The organism is Pseudoxanthomonas suwonensis 11-1, assembly GCF_000185965.1.
Taxonomy (GTDB): Bacteria; Pseudomonadota; Gammaproteobacteria; order Xanthomonadales; family Xanthomonadaceae; genus Pseudoxanthomonas; species Pseudoxanthomonas suwonensis_A.
On the sequence record NC_014924.1, the window covers coordinates 1,172,363 to 1,187,837 of the forward strand.

Consider the following 15,475-nt stretch of genomic DNA (forward strand, 5'->3'; position numbering starts at 1 on the left):
TAGCGTTAACGTCGCGTTCACGCACATCCGCCGGAACGCGGGTGGCGTTCATGGCAAGTGCCCATACAACTTAAAGAATCAGGTATCTCTGGGAGGGGAGCTGGATGTCAAACCACACCAACCGTGCTGGCAGCGGCGCGAAGTCGCGCATGTATCCGCAGCACTGCGCGCTGGCCATGGGCGTCGCCCTGGTCCTTGCCGGCACCGCCGCGCAAGCGCAGGAAGCCAATACCAACTCCTCCTCGTCCGAGCAGGCGGTGGAGCTTGAGACGGTCCAGGTGACCGGCCTGCGCGGCAGCCTGATGCGCGCCCAGGACCTGAAGCAGGAGGCCGAGCAGATCATCGACTCGGTCACCGCCCAGGACATCGGCGCGATGCCGGACCGCAGCGTCACCGAAACCCTGAAGCGCGTTTCCGGCGTCACGGTTACCGGCTTCGCGGCGCGTGACGATACCGACCACTTCTCGGCCGAAGGCAGCGGCGTGATGATCCGCGGCCTGACCTTCGTCCGCGGCGAACTGAACGGCCGTGACGTGTTCAGTGCCAACGGCGGCCGTGGCCTGAGCTTCGAGGAAGTGCCCTCCGAGCTGATGGCCGGCGTCGACGTCTACAAGAACCCCTCGGCCGAGATCATCGAAGGCGGCCTGGGCGGCACCGTGAACCTGCGCACCCGCAAGCCGTTCGACGAGCCGGGCCGCAAGATCGCCGGCAGCCTCGACTACAACTACGGCGACAAGGCCAAGGACGCGCGTCCGTCGGCCTCGTTCCTGTTCTCCGACCGCTGGGACACCGGCGTGGGCGAGATGGGCTTCCTGGCCAACCTCTCGTACTCGGAACTGGCCACCCGTTCCGACGGCATCCAGATCCAGCCGTATTCCCGCCGTGGCCGTACCCCCGCCGAGCAGCCGGAAGGCCTGCCCAACGGCGAGGGCTGGGTCTACGACTGGGAGCAGGAGGCGTGGGTGTCCTCGGACAGCCAGCGTGACCTGCTGCTGGAAGGCACCGACTTCGACCATGTGTTCATCCCGGGTGGCGTGAACTGGCGCCGTACCGACTTCGACCGCACCCGCCAGGGCGGCGCGCTCGCCTTCCAGTGGCGTCCGAACGAGGACACCGAGATCACCACCCAGGTGATCACGTCCAAGTACGACATCACCTGGCGCGAGCACTTCATGGAGTACGCCGGCGCCGGTGAGGCCAACAACACCGACAACTGGACCGGCGATCCGAACTACTACGGCAACAGCTACGACGGTGGCGACGGCCTGGCCGACCGCACCAACCGCCTGATCCCGATGCCGGGCACCAACTTCCTGTACGACCAGTACGGCCGCTTCCTGAAGGGCTCGATCCGCCTGGGCGGCTGGCGTGGCCAGCCGGGCGACGACTCCAACGGCATGTACCAGGGCCCCGGCATCCAGTTCGCCGTCGGCAACCGCGTCAACGTCTCCAGCTCGCAGACCACCGACTGGTCGACCAGCCTGCGTCATTACCTGACCGACAAGCTGATCATGCGCGCCGACCTGCAGTACGTGAAGGCCGAGAGCGAGCAGGTGGACTTCTCGGTCCACACCTCGACCCTGCTGGAAGGCATCACCCTGGACCTGACCGGCAAGTACCCGTCGGTCACCCTGGACGATCCGAACTACGCGCTGCAGCAGGAGAACTACTTCTGGCGTTCGGCCATGGACCACCTGGCCGACAACGAAGGCACCGAGCGCGCCGCGCGCCTGGACTTCGAGTACAGCTTCGACAGCGACTGGTGGCGGATGGCGCGCTTCGGCGTCCGCTTCTCCGACCGTGAGTACAGCAGCTTCTACACCACCTACAACTGGGGCGTGATCTCCGACGACTGGAACCGGATCGAGAACCCGGATCCGTCCCGTCCGCCGGTGGCGTGGGCCGACCAGTTCTACAGCGGCCAGTCGAAGCTCTACACGCTGAAGGACTTCTTCCGCGGCAAGGCCAACGTCCCGACCCAGTTCTGGGCCGCGGCCGACAGCTTCGTCAACATCGACAAGGTCAACAACACCCTGGCCCAGATCCCGGGCGCGCAGTGGCAGCCGATCGGCTTCTCGCCGGATGCGGTCAACACCCAGGACGAGACGACCCAGGCCGCCTACGGCGTCCTGTACTTCGAGAACAACGACGCCTTCGGCGGTCGTCCGGTGGACGGCAACTTCGGCGTGCGCGTGGTCAAGACCAAGGTCGAGGCCGTCGGTGGCGGCCTGATGCCGGACATGACCACGGCCTACCTGGAAGACGTTGCGCCCGAGGTCCGCGATGCCTTCTACGGCCAGTACTTCGAGGACAAGAGCAGCAGCAGCTACACCGACGTGCTGCCCAGCCTGAACGTGCGCGTGCGCTTCGACCACGGCCTGCAGTGGCGCTTCGCCGCGTCGAAGGCCATCGCGCGTCCCGAGTTCCGCCTGATGCAGAACTGGATCACGCTCGGTGCCAACGCCGCCGGCTGCGCCCAGGCCCGCGAGGACGGCCTGCGTACCGAGCTGTGCAGCTTCGACGACCTGGCCTACAGCGGCAGCGGCGGCAACCCCGACCTGAAGCCGATGCGCGCCAACCAGTTCGACACCGCGCTGGAGTGGTACTTCGGCCCGGGCAACAGCGCCTACATCACGCTGTTCGCCAAGGACGTCAAGGACTACTTCGCCACCGCGATCGCCAACGAGGTGATCGATGGCCGCAACTACGTGATGAGCCGCACCCGCAACCTGGATGAAGGCAAGATCCGTGGTTTCGAGCTGGGCTACTCGCAGTTCTTCGACTTCCTGCCGGGCCTCGGCCTGCAGGCCAACTACACCTTCGTGGACAGCTCGGGCGGCACCAACGCCGACGTGAGCATCCCGGACGGCACCCCGGCCGAGGTCCCGGTCGACCTGCCGCTGGAAGGCCTGTCCCGTCGCAGCTACAACGTGATGGGCATCTACGAGCGCGGCCTGGTCTCGATGCGCCTCGCCTACAACTGGCGTTCGCGTTACCTGCTGACCTCCAGCGACGTCATGCCGGCGATGCGCCAGCCGGTGTGGAACGACGACTACGGCCAGCTGGACGGTTCGATCTTCTTCAACATCAACTCGAACATCCAGCTGGGCCTGCAGGCCAACAACCTCACCAACAGCACCACCAAGCTGCTGATGGGCCCGCGTGGCTACCGCCGCGACGGCTTCATCGACGAGACGCTGTACAACCGCGCCTGGTTCGAGAACGACCGTCGCTACTCGCTGGTGCTGCGCGCCAGCTGGTAAGCGTCATCCGCCGGCAACGGTGGCAGCGGTGAATGCACGGCCCGCGGGGGCGACTCCGCGGGCCGTGCCCTTTCGCGGGCCTGTATTCCTTCGCGACATAGGTTGTTTGGAATAATTCATTGGTAGGGCATGGCGGCGCGAACCTATGCTCGGCTCCACGGCCTGCGGCGGTCTTCCGTCGCGGCCGAGCCAGCCGCGTCGCATGAGCGGTCGGCCACAACCCGACGGACGGCGATCCCGTCCACGCTTGTACCGCACGTGTCCTGGGAGGGAACGCATGTCCAAGCACCACCACCGCAGCCCGGGGTCCCGGATGCCTGCGCGCGCCATCAATGTCCGCCGCCACAGCCTGCTTGCCCTGTGCGTGGCCATGTCGCTTTCCACCACCGCGCTGGCCCAGCAGGCCGAGGACGCGGCCACCGAGCTCGATGTGGTCCAGGTGACCGGCGTGCGCGGCAGCCTGACCCGCGCCCAGATCATCAAGGAAACCACCGACCAGATCGTCGATTCGATCGTGGCCGAGGACATCGGCAAGCTGCCGGACAACAACGTGGCCGAGGCCCTGCAGCGCATCACCGGCGTGCAGATCACCCGCAACAAGGGCGAGGGCAGCACGATCATGGTGCGCGGCCTGACCCAGGTGCGCAGCGAGCTCAACGGCCGCGACATCTTCACCGCCAACAGCGGCCGCGCGCTGAGCTGGGAGGACGTGCCGGCCGAGCTGCTCGGTGGCGTGGACGTGTACAAGAACCCCAATGCCGAGCTGATCGAGGGCGGCCTGGGTGGCCTGGTCAACCTGCGCACGCGCATGCCGTTCGACGAGGACGGGATGAAGCTGGCCGGCAGCTTCACCGTCAACCGCTGGGACCTGCGCGAATCGACCCAGCCTTCGGCCTCGGTGCTGTTCTCCAACCGCTTCCAGACCGGCGCCGGCGAGTTCGGCGTGCTGTTCAACGTGGCCCACCAGGAAGGCCAGTACCGCGAGGACCGGATCAACTTCGGCTCCTACCTGGCCTACGACGACGTGCCCGGCTACGAGGGCCAGGAGGTGGTGGTGCCGAGCGAGATCGGCATGTACAGCCATTTCGGCGACCGCGAGCGCGACGGCCAGTACCTGGCCCTGCAGTGGCGGCCCAACGACGAGGTGGAGCTGTACGCCACCGCGCTGCGTTCGGACTACAAGTTCCGCAACCGCGAATACAGCGTGCGCACCGGCAACCTCAACAACAACGCCGACGACCTGGTGAACTGGTCGGGCAACGGCTGGGGCTTCGTGTCGCCCGACATCCCCGGCTACGGCGCGTTCACCGACCCGTTCGGCTTCGACGCCGACGGCGAGTTCCAGTACGGCACCTTCAACAACGCGCTGGTGACCACCACCGCGCGCATGGACTGGCGCAACTCGGTGACCACCGACCTGGCCCTGGGCGGCAAGTGGCAGGTCAACGACAACCTGCACCTGTCCACCGACTTCCAGCACATCGACGCCACCACCGAGGGCGTGAACTACTGGGTCGACCTGCTCGCCGGCCAGGTGGATGCCGACGACTGGCGCGGCTGGTCGGGGCTGTACGGCGTGCCGCCGGTGCGGGTGGACACCACCGGCCGCTACCCGACCGTCACCGTCTACGGGGAGGACGGCCAGCCGATCCCCGGCTACATGGGCGACATCGCCAACTACGGCGGCTGGTATTCGCACCTGGACAAGCGCGACAACAACGACGCCGAGCAGTTCTCCTGGCGCGCGGACCTGCGCTGGGATTTCGACGACAGCCGCTTCCTCCGCGACCTGCGCGTGGGCGTGCGCTACACCGACCGCGACGCGATCACCCGCAGTTCGGGCTGGAACTGGCAGAAGATCGGCCCGGCCGGCGACCCGGACGCGGCCTGGTCCTCGTTCCGCCCGGCGCCGTTCTCCGACTACCCGGACGCGTGTTACCGGCTGTTCCCGTTCGCCGACCACTTCCGCGGCAAGAGCGGCCTGCCCACCGGCTACGTGGCCTGCGACGAGATGGTCGCCGACTACGAGAACACCGTGCGCATGTTCGGCCACGACCCGGTCGCCTACAACGACGTGACGGACGTCCGCCAGTACACCGAGCGCACCTACGCCAGCTACGCGATGCTGCGCTTCGGCAACGACGGCGGCCGCTTCCCGTGGGACGCCAACGCCGGCGTGCGCGTGGTGCGCACCGAAACCACGGTCGACGGCTACGAGCTGCAGCAGGGGTCGCCCGCCGGCGCGGTGGACCCGGTCAGCGTCAAGCACGCCTACACCGACGTGCTGCCGAGTGTGAACTTCCGCATGTTCCTCAGCGACAGCCTGCAGTGGCGCCTGGCGGCCTCGCGCGCGATGTCGCGGCCGAACTTCGACCTGCTCGACCCGTACGTCTACCTCAACAACACCTTCTTCGACTTCAACACCGGCGGCGTGTCCTACGCCAGCCGTGGCAATCCCTACCTGGAGCCGATGTACGCCAACCAGTTCGACACCTCGCTGGAGTGGTACTTCGGCCAGGGCTCGATGGTCTACGGCACCGCGTTCTACAAGAAGGTCGAGGGCTTCTACTACTACGACACGATGGAGGCGGACTACTACGACGCCGCCTTCACCGTGCCGCTGGAGGGCGGAGCGGCCGGTGAGACCCGGCCGTGCGTGGCGGCCGAGTGCGTGCGTCCGTTCCAGCTGCAGACCCGTTCCAACGGCGAGGACGGCAAGATCAAGGGCGTCGAGCTGGGTTACCGCCAGTTCTTCACCTTCCTGCCCGGGGCGCTGGATGGCCTGGGCGTGGAAGCGAACTACACCTACGTCGACAGCAGCGCGCCGGCGCCGGATGCGATGGGCACCGACGGCATCGAGCTGGCCTACCTGCCGCTGGAAGGACTGTCCAAGCACAGCTACAACGTGGTGCTGATGTACGAGAAGGCGCGGGTCTCGTTCCGCGCGGCGTACAACTGGCGCGATACCTGGCTGGTCACCACCCGTCCGCCCAACGCCGGCCACGTGCCGCAGTACCACGACGAGACCGGGCAGCTGGACGCCTCGCTGCGGATCAACCTCAGCGATGTGTGGTCGATCACCCTCGACGGCACCAACCTGCTGGACGAAACCCGGTTCGACTACTACGGAAGCGAGACCCGACCCAACGGCTGGTACATCAACGACCGCCGCTTCGGACTCTCCATCCGCGCAAACCTGGGCCTGTGACGGGCCGGGTGGCGGCGGCCCGGCCCGCCGCCGGAATCCTGCCCCGGCCTGCCGGGGCAGCGCATCCACGCCTGCCCACCTGCCACCGGCAGGCGCGGCGGCACACCCACGCGGTGGGGAAGGAGAGTGGCCTGGCGATGGCCGTGCAATCGGTTCGCAGTTTCCTGGCACGGGCCGGGGCGTCGCTGTTCGTGGCCGCCGCGGCACTGGCCCATCCGTCCGGTGCGGCTGCCAGTGACGCCGCGGTCGCATACCGCTGGCAGAACGTGGCCATCGGCGGCGGCGGCTTCGTCACCGGTATCGAGTTCCATCCCGCCGAGCCGGGCCTGGCCTATGCCCGCACCGACGTGGGCGGGGCCTACCGGCGCGATGCGGCATCCGCGCGCTGGGTCCCGCTGACCGACTGGATCGGCCATGCCGATGCCAACCTGATGGGCATCGAGAGCGTCGCCCTGGATCCCTCCGATCCGGAGCGCGTGTACCTGGCGGCCGGAACCTATACCCACGAGCGCGCCGGCAATGGCGCGATCCTGCGCTCGGCCGACCGCGGCGCGACCTTCCAGCGCAGCGACCTGCCGTTCAAGCTCGGCGGCAACGAACTGGGGCGTGGCAACGGCGAGCGCCTGGCGGTCGATCCCAATGACGGGCGCGTGCTGTTCCTCGGGTCGCGGGCCCATGGCCTGTGGCGCAGCGGCGACCGCGGTGCGTCCTGGGCGCGCGTGGAGGCGTTCCCGGCGCTGGCAACTTCGCAGTCCGCCATGGCCAGCAACAGCTGGCGCAGGCAGTCCATCGGCATCGTGTTCGTGGTGTTCGACCCGGCCAGCGGCCAGCCCGGCTCGCCCACGCCGGTGGTGTACGCCGGCGTTTCCAGCCGCGAAGGCGGGCTGTTCCGCTCAAGCGACGGTGGCAGGCGCTGGGAAGCCGTGCCCGGGCAACCTGGCGGACTGCGCCCCAACCACATGGTGCGTGACGCGCGTGGCGATTTCCTGGTCAGCTACGGCGACGAGCCCGGTCCGGACCAGATGGGCAACGGCGCGCTGTGGCGCTGGTCGCCCGACAGCGGCCGCTGGACCGACATCACCCCGGCGCCGCAGTCGAGCGACCTGCAGGGCGATGGCTTCGGCTGGGGCGCGGTGGCGGTGCAGGCCGACAATCCGGACGTGATCGTCGCCACCACCTTCAACCGCTGGGCGCCGCACGACGACGTGTACCGCAGCACCGATGGCGGCCGCAGCTGGCGGCCGGTGTTTCAGCAGTCGCGGTTCGAGCATTCGGCCTCGCCGTGGACCGCGCAGGCCAGGCCGCACTGGATGGCCGACATCGAGATCGACCCGCACGATCCGGACCGGGTGCTGTTCGTCACCGGCTACGGCATCTGGGCCTCGCGCGACATGCGCGCGCTGGACCGCGGCGGCCGCGTGCACTGGTGGTTCGACAACGCCGGGCTGGAGGAAACCGTGCCGCTGGCCCTGGTGAGCCCGCCGCAGGGAGCGCCGCTGGTCAGCGGTGTCGGCGACATCGACGGCTTCCGCCACGACGACCTGCGGCGCACCACCACCCAGTTCGCCGGCCCGCGCTACAGCAATACCGAAAGCCTGGACTACGCCGGGCAGCAGCCGCAGGTGCTGGTGCGCAGCGGCCATCTGCACCAGCCCGATCCGGCCGTGGTGCGCGCCGCCTGGTCGCGCGATGGCGGCGCCAGCTGGACCGCGTTCGCCAGCGAGCCGCAAGGCGCCGGCGCCGGCAAAGGGGCCGGCCGCATCGCCATCGCCGCCGACGGCAGGCGCGTGCTCTGGCAGCCGCGCGAGGGCGTGCACTGGTTCACCGACGATTTCGGCCGCCGCTGGCAGAAGGTCGCGGGATTGCCGCAGGGCGCCGTGGTGGCGGCGGACCGCTTCGACGCGGCGCTGTGGTACGGCTTTGATCCGGCCAGGGGCGCGTTGTACCTGAGCGCCGACGGCGGGGTCTCGTTCCAGCCAGCCGCCGGAGGCAGCGATGGGGTCGGAGACGGCGCTGGCGGCCAGTTGCTGGCGTCCACCCGGGCCACGGGCGTGGCCTACATCGCGGCAGGCCGCGGCGGCCTGCTGCGCTGGAGTGGCGGCAGCCTGCGGCGCATGCCTGGTGTAGGCGAGGCGCTTGCGCTCGGATTGGGCGCACCGGCACCCGGGAGCAGCGTGCCGGCGCTGTTCCTGCATGGCGAGGTCGGCGGCGGCGTGGGGTTGTATCGTTCCGATGATGAAGGCCGCAGCTGGGTGCGGATCGACGATCCGCAGCACCGCTTCGGCAGCGTGCGCACGCTTGCCGGCGATGCGCGTATCCATGGCCGCGTCTACCTGGCCACCGGCGGGCGCGGCGTCATCTACGGAGAACCTGTGCCATGACACCACGCATCGTCCTCGCCTCGCTGGCCTGGCTGGCATTCGTGCCCGCGGCCACGGCCGCAGCTGCCGCATCCCTGGAGCTGCCGCTGGTTTTTGCTGACGGCATGGTCCTGCAACGCGATGCGCCCCTGCCGGTCTGGGGCCAGGCCCGGCCGGGTTGCCAGGTTCGGGTGACGCTGGACGGAGAGCATGCGTCGGGCACTGCCGACCCTGCCGGACGCTGGGCGGTGACGCTGCCGCCGCAGGTCGCCGGCGGCCCCTACGTGCTGGCGGTCGAGGGCTGCGGCCAGCGCCAGCGGATCGCCGACGTGCTGGTGGGCGAGGTATGGCTGGCTTCGGGCCAGTCGAACATGGAATGGCCGGTGGCGCAGACCCTGCACGCGGCCGAGGACATCGCCGCCGCCGGCGATCCGCAGCTGCGCCACTTCAAGGTGCCGCGGTCCTGGGCCGAGGCACCGCGCACGCAGCTGGAAGGCGGGCAGTGGCAGGCCGCCAGTCCGGAGACGGTGGGCGCGTTCTCCGCCGCCGGCTATGCTTTCGCGCAGGAGCTGCGCCGCACCCTGCAGGTGCCCGTCGGCATCATCGACAGCACCTGGGGCGGCAGCTCGATCGAGGCGTGGATGAGCGCCGGCATGCTGGGCTTGGATGCGGCTGCTCTGGAAGCGAAGATGCGTGAGCGTCGCGCCGCCGAGGAGAAGATCGAACAGGCGGTCTACCAGCGGGTGGCTGCCTGGGCACCGGTCGACCCGGCGTCGGACGCGTTCGCCGGGGCCGAACTCGACACCAGTGGCTGGCAGCCGATCAAGGTCCCCGCCGCGTGGGAATCGCAGGGCTACGAAGGCATGAACGGCGTGGCCTGGTACCGCACCACGTTCGAGCTCAGCGCCGCCGAGGCCGCCGCCGGGATCACCCTGGGCGTGGGCCAGATCGACGACACCGACACCACCTGGGTCAACGGCAAGCAGGTGGGCAGCACGGTCAACGCCTACAACAAGCCGCGCGTCTACGAGGTCCCGGCAGGCGTGCTGCGCGCCGGCACCAACACCATCGCGGTGCGGGTCCAGGACGATGGTGGCGGCGGCGGCATCATGGGTTCGCCGGAAGAAATCTTCGTGCGCCCGCAGGGTGGCGTGGCGCGCGCGCTGGGCGGCCCGTGGCTGTTCCGCACCGCGCAGGCCAGCGTGGCGATGCTGGACGACAAGAACCAGGACGACACCCTGCTGTACAACGCGATGCTGCATCCGCTGCAGCCATACGCGCTGGCCGGCGTGATCTGGTACCAGGGCGAGACCAATGCCAGCCCCGAGGGCGCCTACCGCTACCGCGACCAGTTCCGCAGCCTGGTCGAGGGCTGGCGCGCGGGCTTCCGCACGCCTGCGCTGCCGTTCCTGTGGGTGCAGCTGGCCCCGTTCCATTCCGGTGGCGACCAGCTTGATGCGCAGGGCCGGGTGCTCGAGAGCCCCTGGGCCACGCTGCGCGAGTCGCAGTCGGCGACGCTGGCATTACCCGCCACCGGCCAGGCGGTGATCACCGATGCCGGCGACAGCAACGACATCCATCCACGCGACAAGCACGTCGTCGGCCAGCGCCTGGCGCGGATCGCACTGGCCAGGGTCTACGGCCAGCAGCACATCGCCTGGACCGGCCCGGTGTTCCGCGAGGCCGAGGTGCGCGGCCGCGAGCTGGTACTGCACTTCGACCACGCCGACGGCGCGCTTGCCGCACGTGGCGGCGGCGCGCTGGCCGGCTTCGAGCTGGCCGGTGCCGATGGCCGTTTCCATCCGGCCCGGGCGCGGATCGAGGGTGACACCGTGGTGCTGCAGGCCGCCGGCGTGGATCGCCCGGTGGGCGCACGCTACGGCTGGAGCGATGACCCCGGGGACGCGAACCTGGTGGGCCGCGATGGCCTGCCCGCCTCGCCGTTCCGCACGGGCCAGTGGTGATTCGACGGAAGGGAAGGGACTGATGACCGGAACGGCTTTGCCGCGCACCGCGCGGATGGGACTGGGGGCGCTGCTGGCCTTGCTGCTGGGCGCCTGCGGCGGGGGTGCCGGGGCACCGCTGGCGGATGGCACCGGGGGCACTGGCTCGCAGGCCGGCCGCGGTGACCGCACTGCTGCACCCACCGAGGCACCGATCCCGCAGGTGGTCACCCGCGATGGCCGCCACGCCCTGCTGGTGGATGGCAAGCCGTTCCTGATCCTGGGCGCACAGGTCAACAATTCCAGCAACTGGCCGCAGGCGCTGGCGGACGTATGGCCGGCGATCGAGAGGGTCCGCCCGAACACGGTGATGGTGCCGGTGGCCTGGGAGCAGGTGGAGCCGGAAGAGGGGAAGTTCGACTTCTCCTTCGTCGATACCCTGCTCGCCCAGGCACGCGAGCGCGACGTGCGCTTGATCCTGCTGTGGTTCGCCACGTGGAAGAACAACGCGCCGCACTACGCGCCCTCCTGGGTGAAGCTGGACAACGGGCGTTTCCCGCGCGTGGTCACCGAGGACGGGCGCGTGCTCAACTCGCTCTCGCCACATGGCGAGGCGACGCTTGAAGCGGACCGGAAGGCCTTCGTGCAGCTGATGCGGCACCTGAAGGCCAACGACCCGCAGCGCACCGTGATCATGGTGCAGCCGCAGAACGAACCAGGCACCTATGGCAGCGTGCGCGATTTCTCGCCGCTGGCGCAGCAGGCGTTCGACGGGCCGGTGCCGCAGGCGCTGCTGGACACGCGCGGCCTGCAACCAGGCACCTGGCGCGAGGTGTTTGGCGCCGATGCCGACGAGATCTTCCACGCCTGGCACATCGCCCGCTTCATCGACCAGGTGGCCGCGGCAGGCAAGGCCGAGTACCCGCTGCCGATGCTGGTCAACGCCGCGCTGCGCGGCCCGTTCAACCCTGGCCAGCCGGGCCAGTACGCCAGCGGCGGGCCGACCGACAACGTGCTGGACGTGTACAAGGCCGCCGCCCCGAACATCGACCTGCTGGCGCCGGACATCTACATGCCCGAGTACACGCACTACACCACGGTGCTGGAGCGTTACTCGCGTCCGGACAACCCGCTGTTCGTGGCCGAGACCGGCAACCGCGGCGAGTACGCGCGCTACTTCTTCTCTGCGCTGGGCCGGCAGGCGATCGGCTGGGCGCCGTTTGGCATCGACTATTCGAAGTATTCCAACTACCCGCTGGGCGCGAAGGTGGTGGATGCCCAGGCGCTGGAGCCTTTCGCACTCAACTACCGGCTGGTGGCCCCGGCTGCCGGCGTGATCGCCCAGGCCAGTTTCGAAGGGCGCGTGCACGGCACGGCCGAGCAGCCCGGCACGCCGGTGCAGACCCTGCGCATCGACGACCGCTGGAATGCGGTGGTGACCTATGGCGTGCCGCAGTTCTGGTTCCAGGGCACGCCGCCGGGCAACCCCGAGCCGGTCGGCCGCGCGCTGGTGGTGCAGCTGGGGCCGGACGAATTCCTGGTGACCGGGGCGTATGCGCGGATCAACCTGGTGGCGGCCGACCCGGCCGTGGCCGATCGGCAGATCTACGAATACGTGGACGAGGGCACCTACGTGGACGGGCAATGGCAGTTCCGCCGTCGCTGGAACGGCGACCAGACCGACTACGGGCTCAATTTTTCCGACGCGACCCAGCTGTTGCGGGTAAAGCTGGCGACCTACTGATTGCAGACGACGGTGCCGCTTCCGGGCGCCGCATGGGAGAGGAGTGGAGATGAAGCAGAACAACAGGCCCAGGCACGCCAGGCGCACCCTGCTGGCCATGTCGGTGGTGGCGTCGCTGGTTCCGTTGCAGGCGCTGGCGCAGAGCGTCGAGCGCCAGGCCGACGGGGTGATCGTGCGTCCGGCCGACCCGCAGGCGGCGGACGTGCGCCTGCAGCTGGTGTCCGACCGCATCGTGCGCGTGAGCGCCGACGTGGACGGCGACTTCCAGCGCAGCCCCAGCCTGATGCGCACCGAGCCGCCCGCGCCGGCGCCGGCGTTCGAGGTCGAGCAGGGTCCGGAGAAGGTGCGGGTCAAGGCGTCAGGCATCGCCGCCGAGGTCGCCCTGGCCGATGGCAGCGTCAGTTTCTTCGACGGCGAGGGCAAGCCGCTGCTGGCCGAGCGCCCCGGCGCCCGCGAGTTCCAGCCGGCGACGTTCGACGGCCGTGATTACTACAGCGTGCGCCAGCGCTTCGACGCGGTGGAAGGCGAGGGCCTGTACGGCACCGGCCTGCACCAGCAGGGCTGGATGAACCTCAAGGGCCGCGACGTCGAGCTGCTCCAGCACAACATCGACAACGCCATCCCGTACCTCATCTCCACCCGCAACTACGGCATCCTCTGGGACAACAACTCCATCACCCGCTACGGCGATCCCAGGGGCCTGCGCCCGCTGCAGGAGTCGCTGGTGGTGTACGACGCCAAGGGCAAGCCCGGCGGTTTCACCGCGACCTATTCGATCGACGGCAAGCGCAAGGTCCAGCGCCGCGAGGCCGAGATCAACTACCAGTACATCAAGGACCTGGTCGCCTTCCCCGAGCAGGCCAAGAACAAGGCGCCCGGTGGCCGCACCCTGGTCACCTGGGAAGGCGCGATCGAGGCGAAGACGGGCGGCCGCCACACCTTCTCGCTGTACAACAGCGAGTACGCCAAGGTGTACGTCGACGGCGAGCTGGTGATCGACCGCTGGCGCCAGAACTGGAACCCGTGGCACCACGAGTTCGCGCTGGAGCTGGAACCGGGCCGCCGCTACCAGGTGAGGGTCGAGTGGGACACGATCGATCCGGCCTATATCGCCCTGCAGCATCGTGATCCGCTGCCGGGCGACCAGGCCGGCGACCTGTCGATCTGGTCCGAGGCCGGGCAGATGATCGACTACTACGTGGTCGCCGGCGGCAATGCCGACGACCTGATCGCCGGCTACCGCTGGCTGACCGGCAAGTCGGTGATCCTGCCCAAGTGGTCCTATGGCTTCTGGCAAAGCCGCGAGCGCTACAGGACCCAGGCCGAGCTGACCGGTGCGCTGGACGAATACCGCCGCCGCGGCCTGCCGATCGACGCCATCGTGCTCGACTGGTCGTACTGGCCGGAGGACGCCTGGGGCTCGCACGACTTCGATCCGGCCAACTTCCCGGATCCGGACGGCATGATCAGGCACGTGCACGGGCAGAACGCGCAGATCATGATCTCGGTCTGGCCGAAGTTCTACCCGACCACCGAGCATTACAAGGAGCTCGACGCTGCCGGTTTCATGTACAAGCGCAACGTCGAGGTCGGCGAGCTGGACTGGATCGGCAAGGGCTACCTCAACTCCTTCTACGACCCGTTCGCGAAGCAGGCCCAGGACATCTTCTGGCGCCAGGTCAATACCAAGCTCAACAGCAGGGGCATCGACGCCTGGTGGCTGGACGCGTCCGAGCCGGACCTGCACAGCAACATCGACGTCGGCGAGCGCAAGGCGCGCACCATGCCAAACGCGCTGGGTTCCTCGGTCGAGTACTTCAACGCCTATCCGCTGCCGCACTCGGAGGGCGTGTACCGCGGTTCGCGCCAGGTCGATCCGGACAAGCGCGTGTTCATCCTCTCGCGTGCGTTCTTCGCCGGGCAGCAGCGCGCCGCGTCGGCGTTCTGGAGCGGAGACATCGTCCCGCGCTGGGACGACCTGCGCGAGCAGATCTCCGGCCTGGTCAACGCCTCGATGGCCGGTGCGCCGAACGTGTCGATGGACATCGGCGGCTTCTCGCCCGAGCGCCGCTACGAGCAGAAGGATCCGGCCCACCTGGACGAATGGCGCGAGCAGAACCTGCGCTGGTTCCAGTACGGCGCCTTCGTGCCCGTATTCCGCCTGCACGGCCAGTTCCCTTACCGCGAGATCTGGGAGATCGCGCCGGAGGGCACGCCGCACTACGACAGCTTCGTGCATTACCTGAAGCTGCGTTACACCCTGCTGCCCTACGTCTACACCCTGGCCGGCGACACCTGGCACCACGACGGCACCATCCTGCGCGCGCTGGCGATGGACTTCCCGCAGGACCCGAAGGTGCGCGACATCGCCGACCAGTACCTGTTCGGCCCGGCCTTCCTGGTCGCGCCCGTGACCAGCTACCAGGCGCGCGAGCGGCAGGTCTACCTGCCGGCCGGCACCAGCTGGATCGACTTCCATACCGGCCAGCGCCACGCCGGCGGGCAGGAGATCACCGCCGCCGCACCACTGGAGCGCAGCCCGCTGTTCGTGCGTGCCGGCTCGATCGTGCCGCGCACCGTGGTCCAGCAGTACGTGGACGAGAAGCCGGATGCGCCGCTGACCATCGAGGTCTACACCGGCGCCGACGGCAGCTTCCCGCTGTACGAGGACGACGGCCGCAACTACGGCTACGAGCGCGGCGAATTCGCGCGCATCCCGCTGTCCTGGAACGAGGCCAGGGGCGAGCTGGTGATCGGCGCCCGCGAGGGCGGATATCCCGGCATGCGTGACCAGCGCGAGATCCGCGTCCGCTGGATCGACGGCCCGCGCGAAGATGCAGGCGCGCTGGAGCCGCAAGCCGACGCAAGCGTGCGCTACACCGGCGAGGCCGTCACCGTGCGCCGTCCGCGCGGGTGACCGCATGTCGCGCGCCGGCCGGTCCGGCGCGCGGCAGGAT

The 15,475-nt window shown here is 69.0% G+C and carries 6 protein-coding genes; all 6 read left to right on the forward strand.

Annotated elements, in window-relative coordinates:
* Positions 1 to 104 precede the first annotated feature (104 nt).
* The 6 genes from PSESU_RS05210 (at position 105) to PSESU_RS05235 (ending at position 15,435) form a co-directional block, all read left to right on the forward strand.
* The gene (locus tag PSESU_RS05210) at positions 105 to 3,263 is read left to right on the forward strand and encodes a TonB-dependent receptor (RefSeq protein ID WP_013534721.1); all 3,159 of its coding nucleotides are present in this window, start codon (positions 105 to 107) and stop codon (positions 3,261 to 3,263) included.
* 277 nt (positions 3,264 to 3,540) lie between these two features.
* A complete protein-coding gene (locus tag PSESU_RS05215; RefSeq protein WP_013534722.1) occupies positions 3,541 to 6,471 on the forward strand; it encodes a TonB-dependent receptor in 2,931 nt (976 codons plus the stop codon).
* A 137-nt stretch (positions 6,472 to 6,608) separates the two neighbouring features.
* On the forward strand, positions 6,609 to 8,852 hold the full coding sequence (locus PSESU_RS05220; RefSeq protein WP_013534723.1) for a hypothetical protein: 2,244 nt from the start codon (positions 6,609 to 6,611) through the stop codon (positions 8,850 to 8,852).
* A gap of 104 nt (positions 8,853 to 8,956) precedes the next feature.
* Positions 8,957 to 10,795 (forward strand): sialate O-acetylesterase, encoded by a 1,839-nt coding sequence (locus PSESU_RS05225; RefSeq protein ID WP_428992111.1) that lies wholly within the window; start codon positions 8,957 to 8,959, stop codon positions 10,793 to 10,795.
* A gap of 22 nt (positions 10,796 to 10,817) precedes the next feature.
* Positions 10,818 to 12,518: a DUF5597 domain-containing protein gene (locus PSESU_RS05230; protein ID WP_013534725.1), complete on the forward strand. Its 1,701-nt coding sequence runs from the start codon at positions 10,818 to 10,820 to the stop codon at positions 12,516 to 12,518.
* A gap of 49 nt (positions 12,519 to 12,567) precedes the next feature.
* Positions 12,568 to 15,435: a TIM-barrel domain-containing protein gene (locus PSESU_RS05235; RefSeq protein ID WP_013534726.1), complete on the forward strand. Its 2,868-nt coding sequence runs from the start codon at positions 12,568 to 12,570 to the stop codon at positions 15,433 to 15,435.
* The last annotated feature ends 40 nt before the right edge of the window (positions 15,436 to 15,475 follow it).

Coding starts and splice junctions, on each gene's coding strand:
- PSESU_RS05210 (WP_013534721.1), top strand. CDS start 105: ATGTCAAACCACACCAACCGTGCTGGCAGCGGCGCGAAGTCGCGCATG.
- PSESU_RS05215 (WP_013534722.1), top strand. CDS start 3,541: ATGTCCAAGCACCACCACCGCAGCCCGGGGTCCCGGATGCCTGCGCGC.
- PSESU_RS05220 (WP_013534723.1), top strand. CDS start 6,609: ATGGCCGTGCAATCGGTTCGCAGTTTCCTGGCACGGGCCGGGGCGTCG.
- PSESU_RS05225 (WP_428992111.1), top strand. CDS start 8,957: ATGGTCCTGCAACGCGATGCGCCCCTGCCGGTCTGGGGCCAGGCCCGG.
- PSESU_RS05230 (WP_013534725.1), top strand. CDS start 10,818: ATGACCGGAACGGCTTTGCCGCGCACCGCGCGGATGGGACTGGGGGCG.
- PSESU_RS05235 (WP_013534726.1), top strand. CDS start 12,568: ATGAAGCAGAACAACAGGCCCAGGCACGCCAGGCGCACCCTGCTGGCC.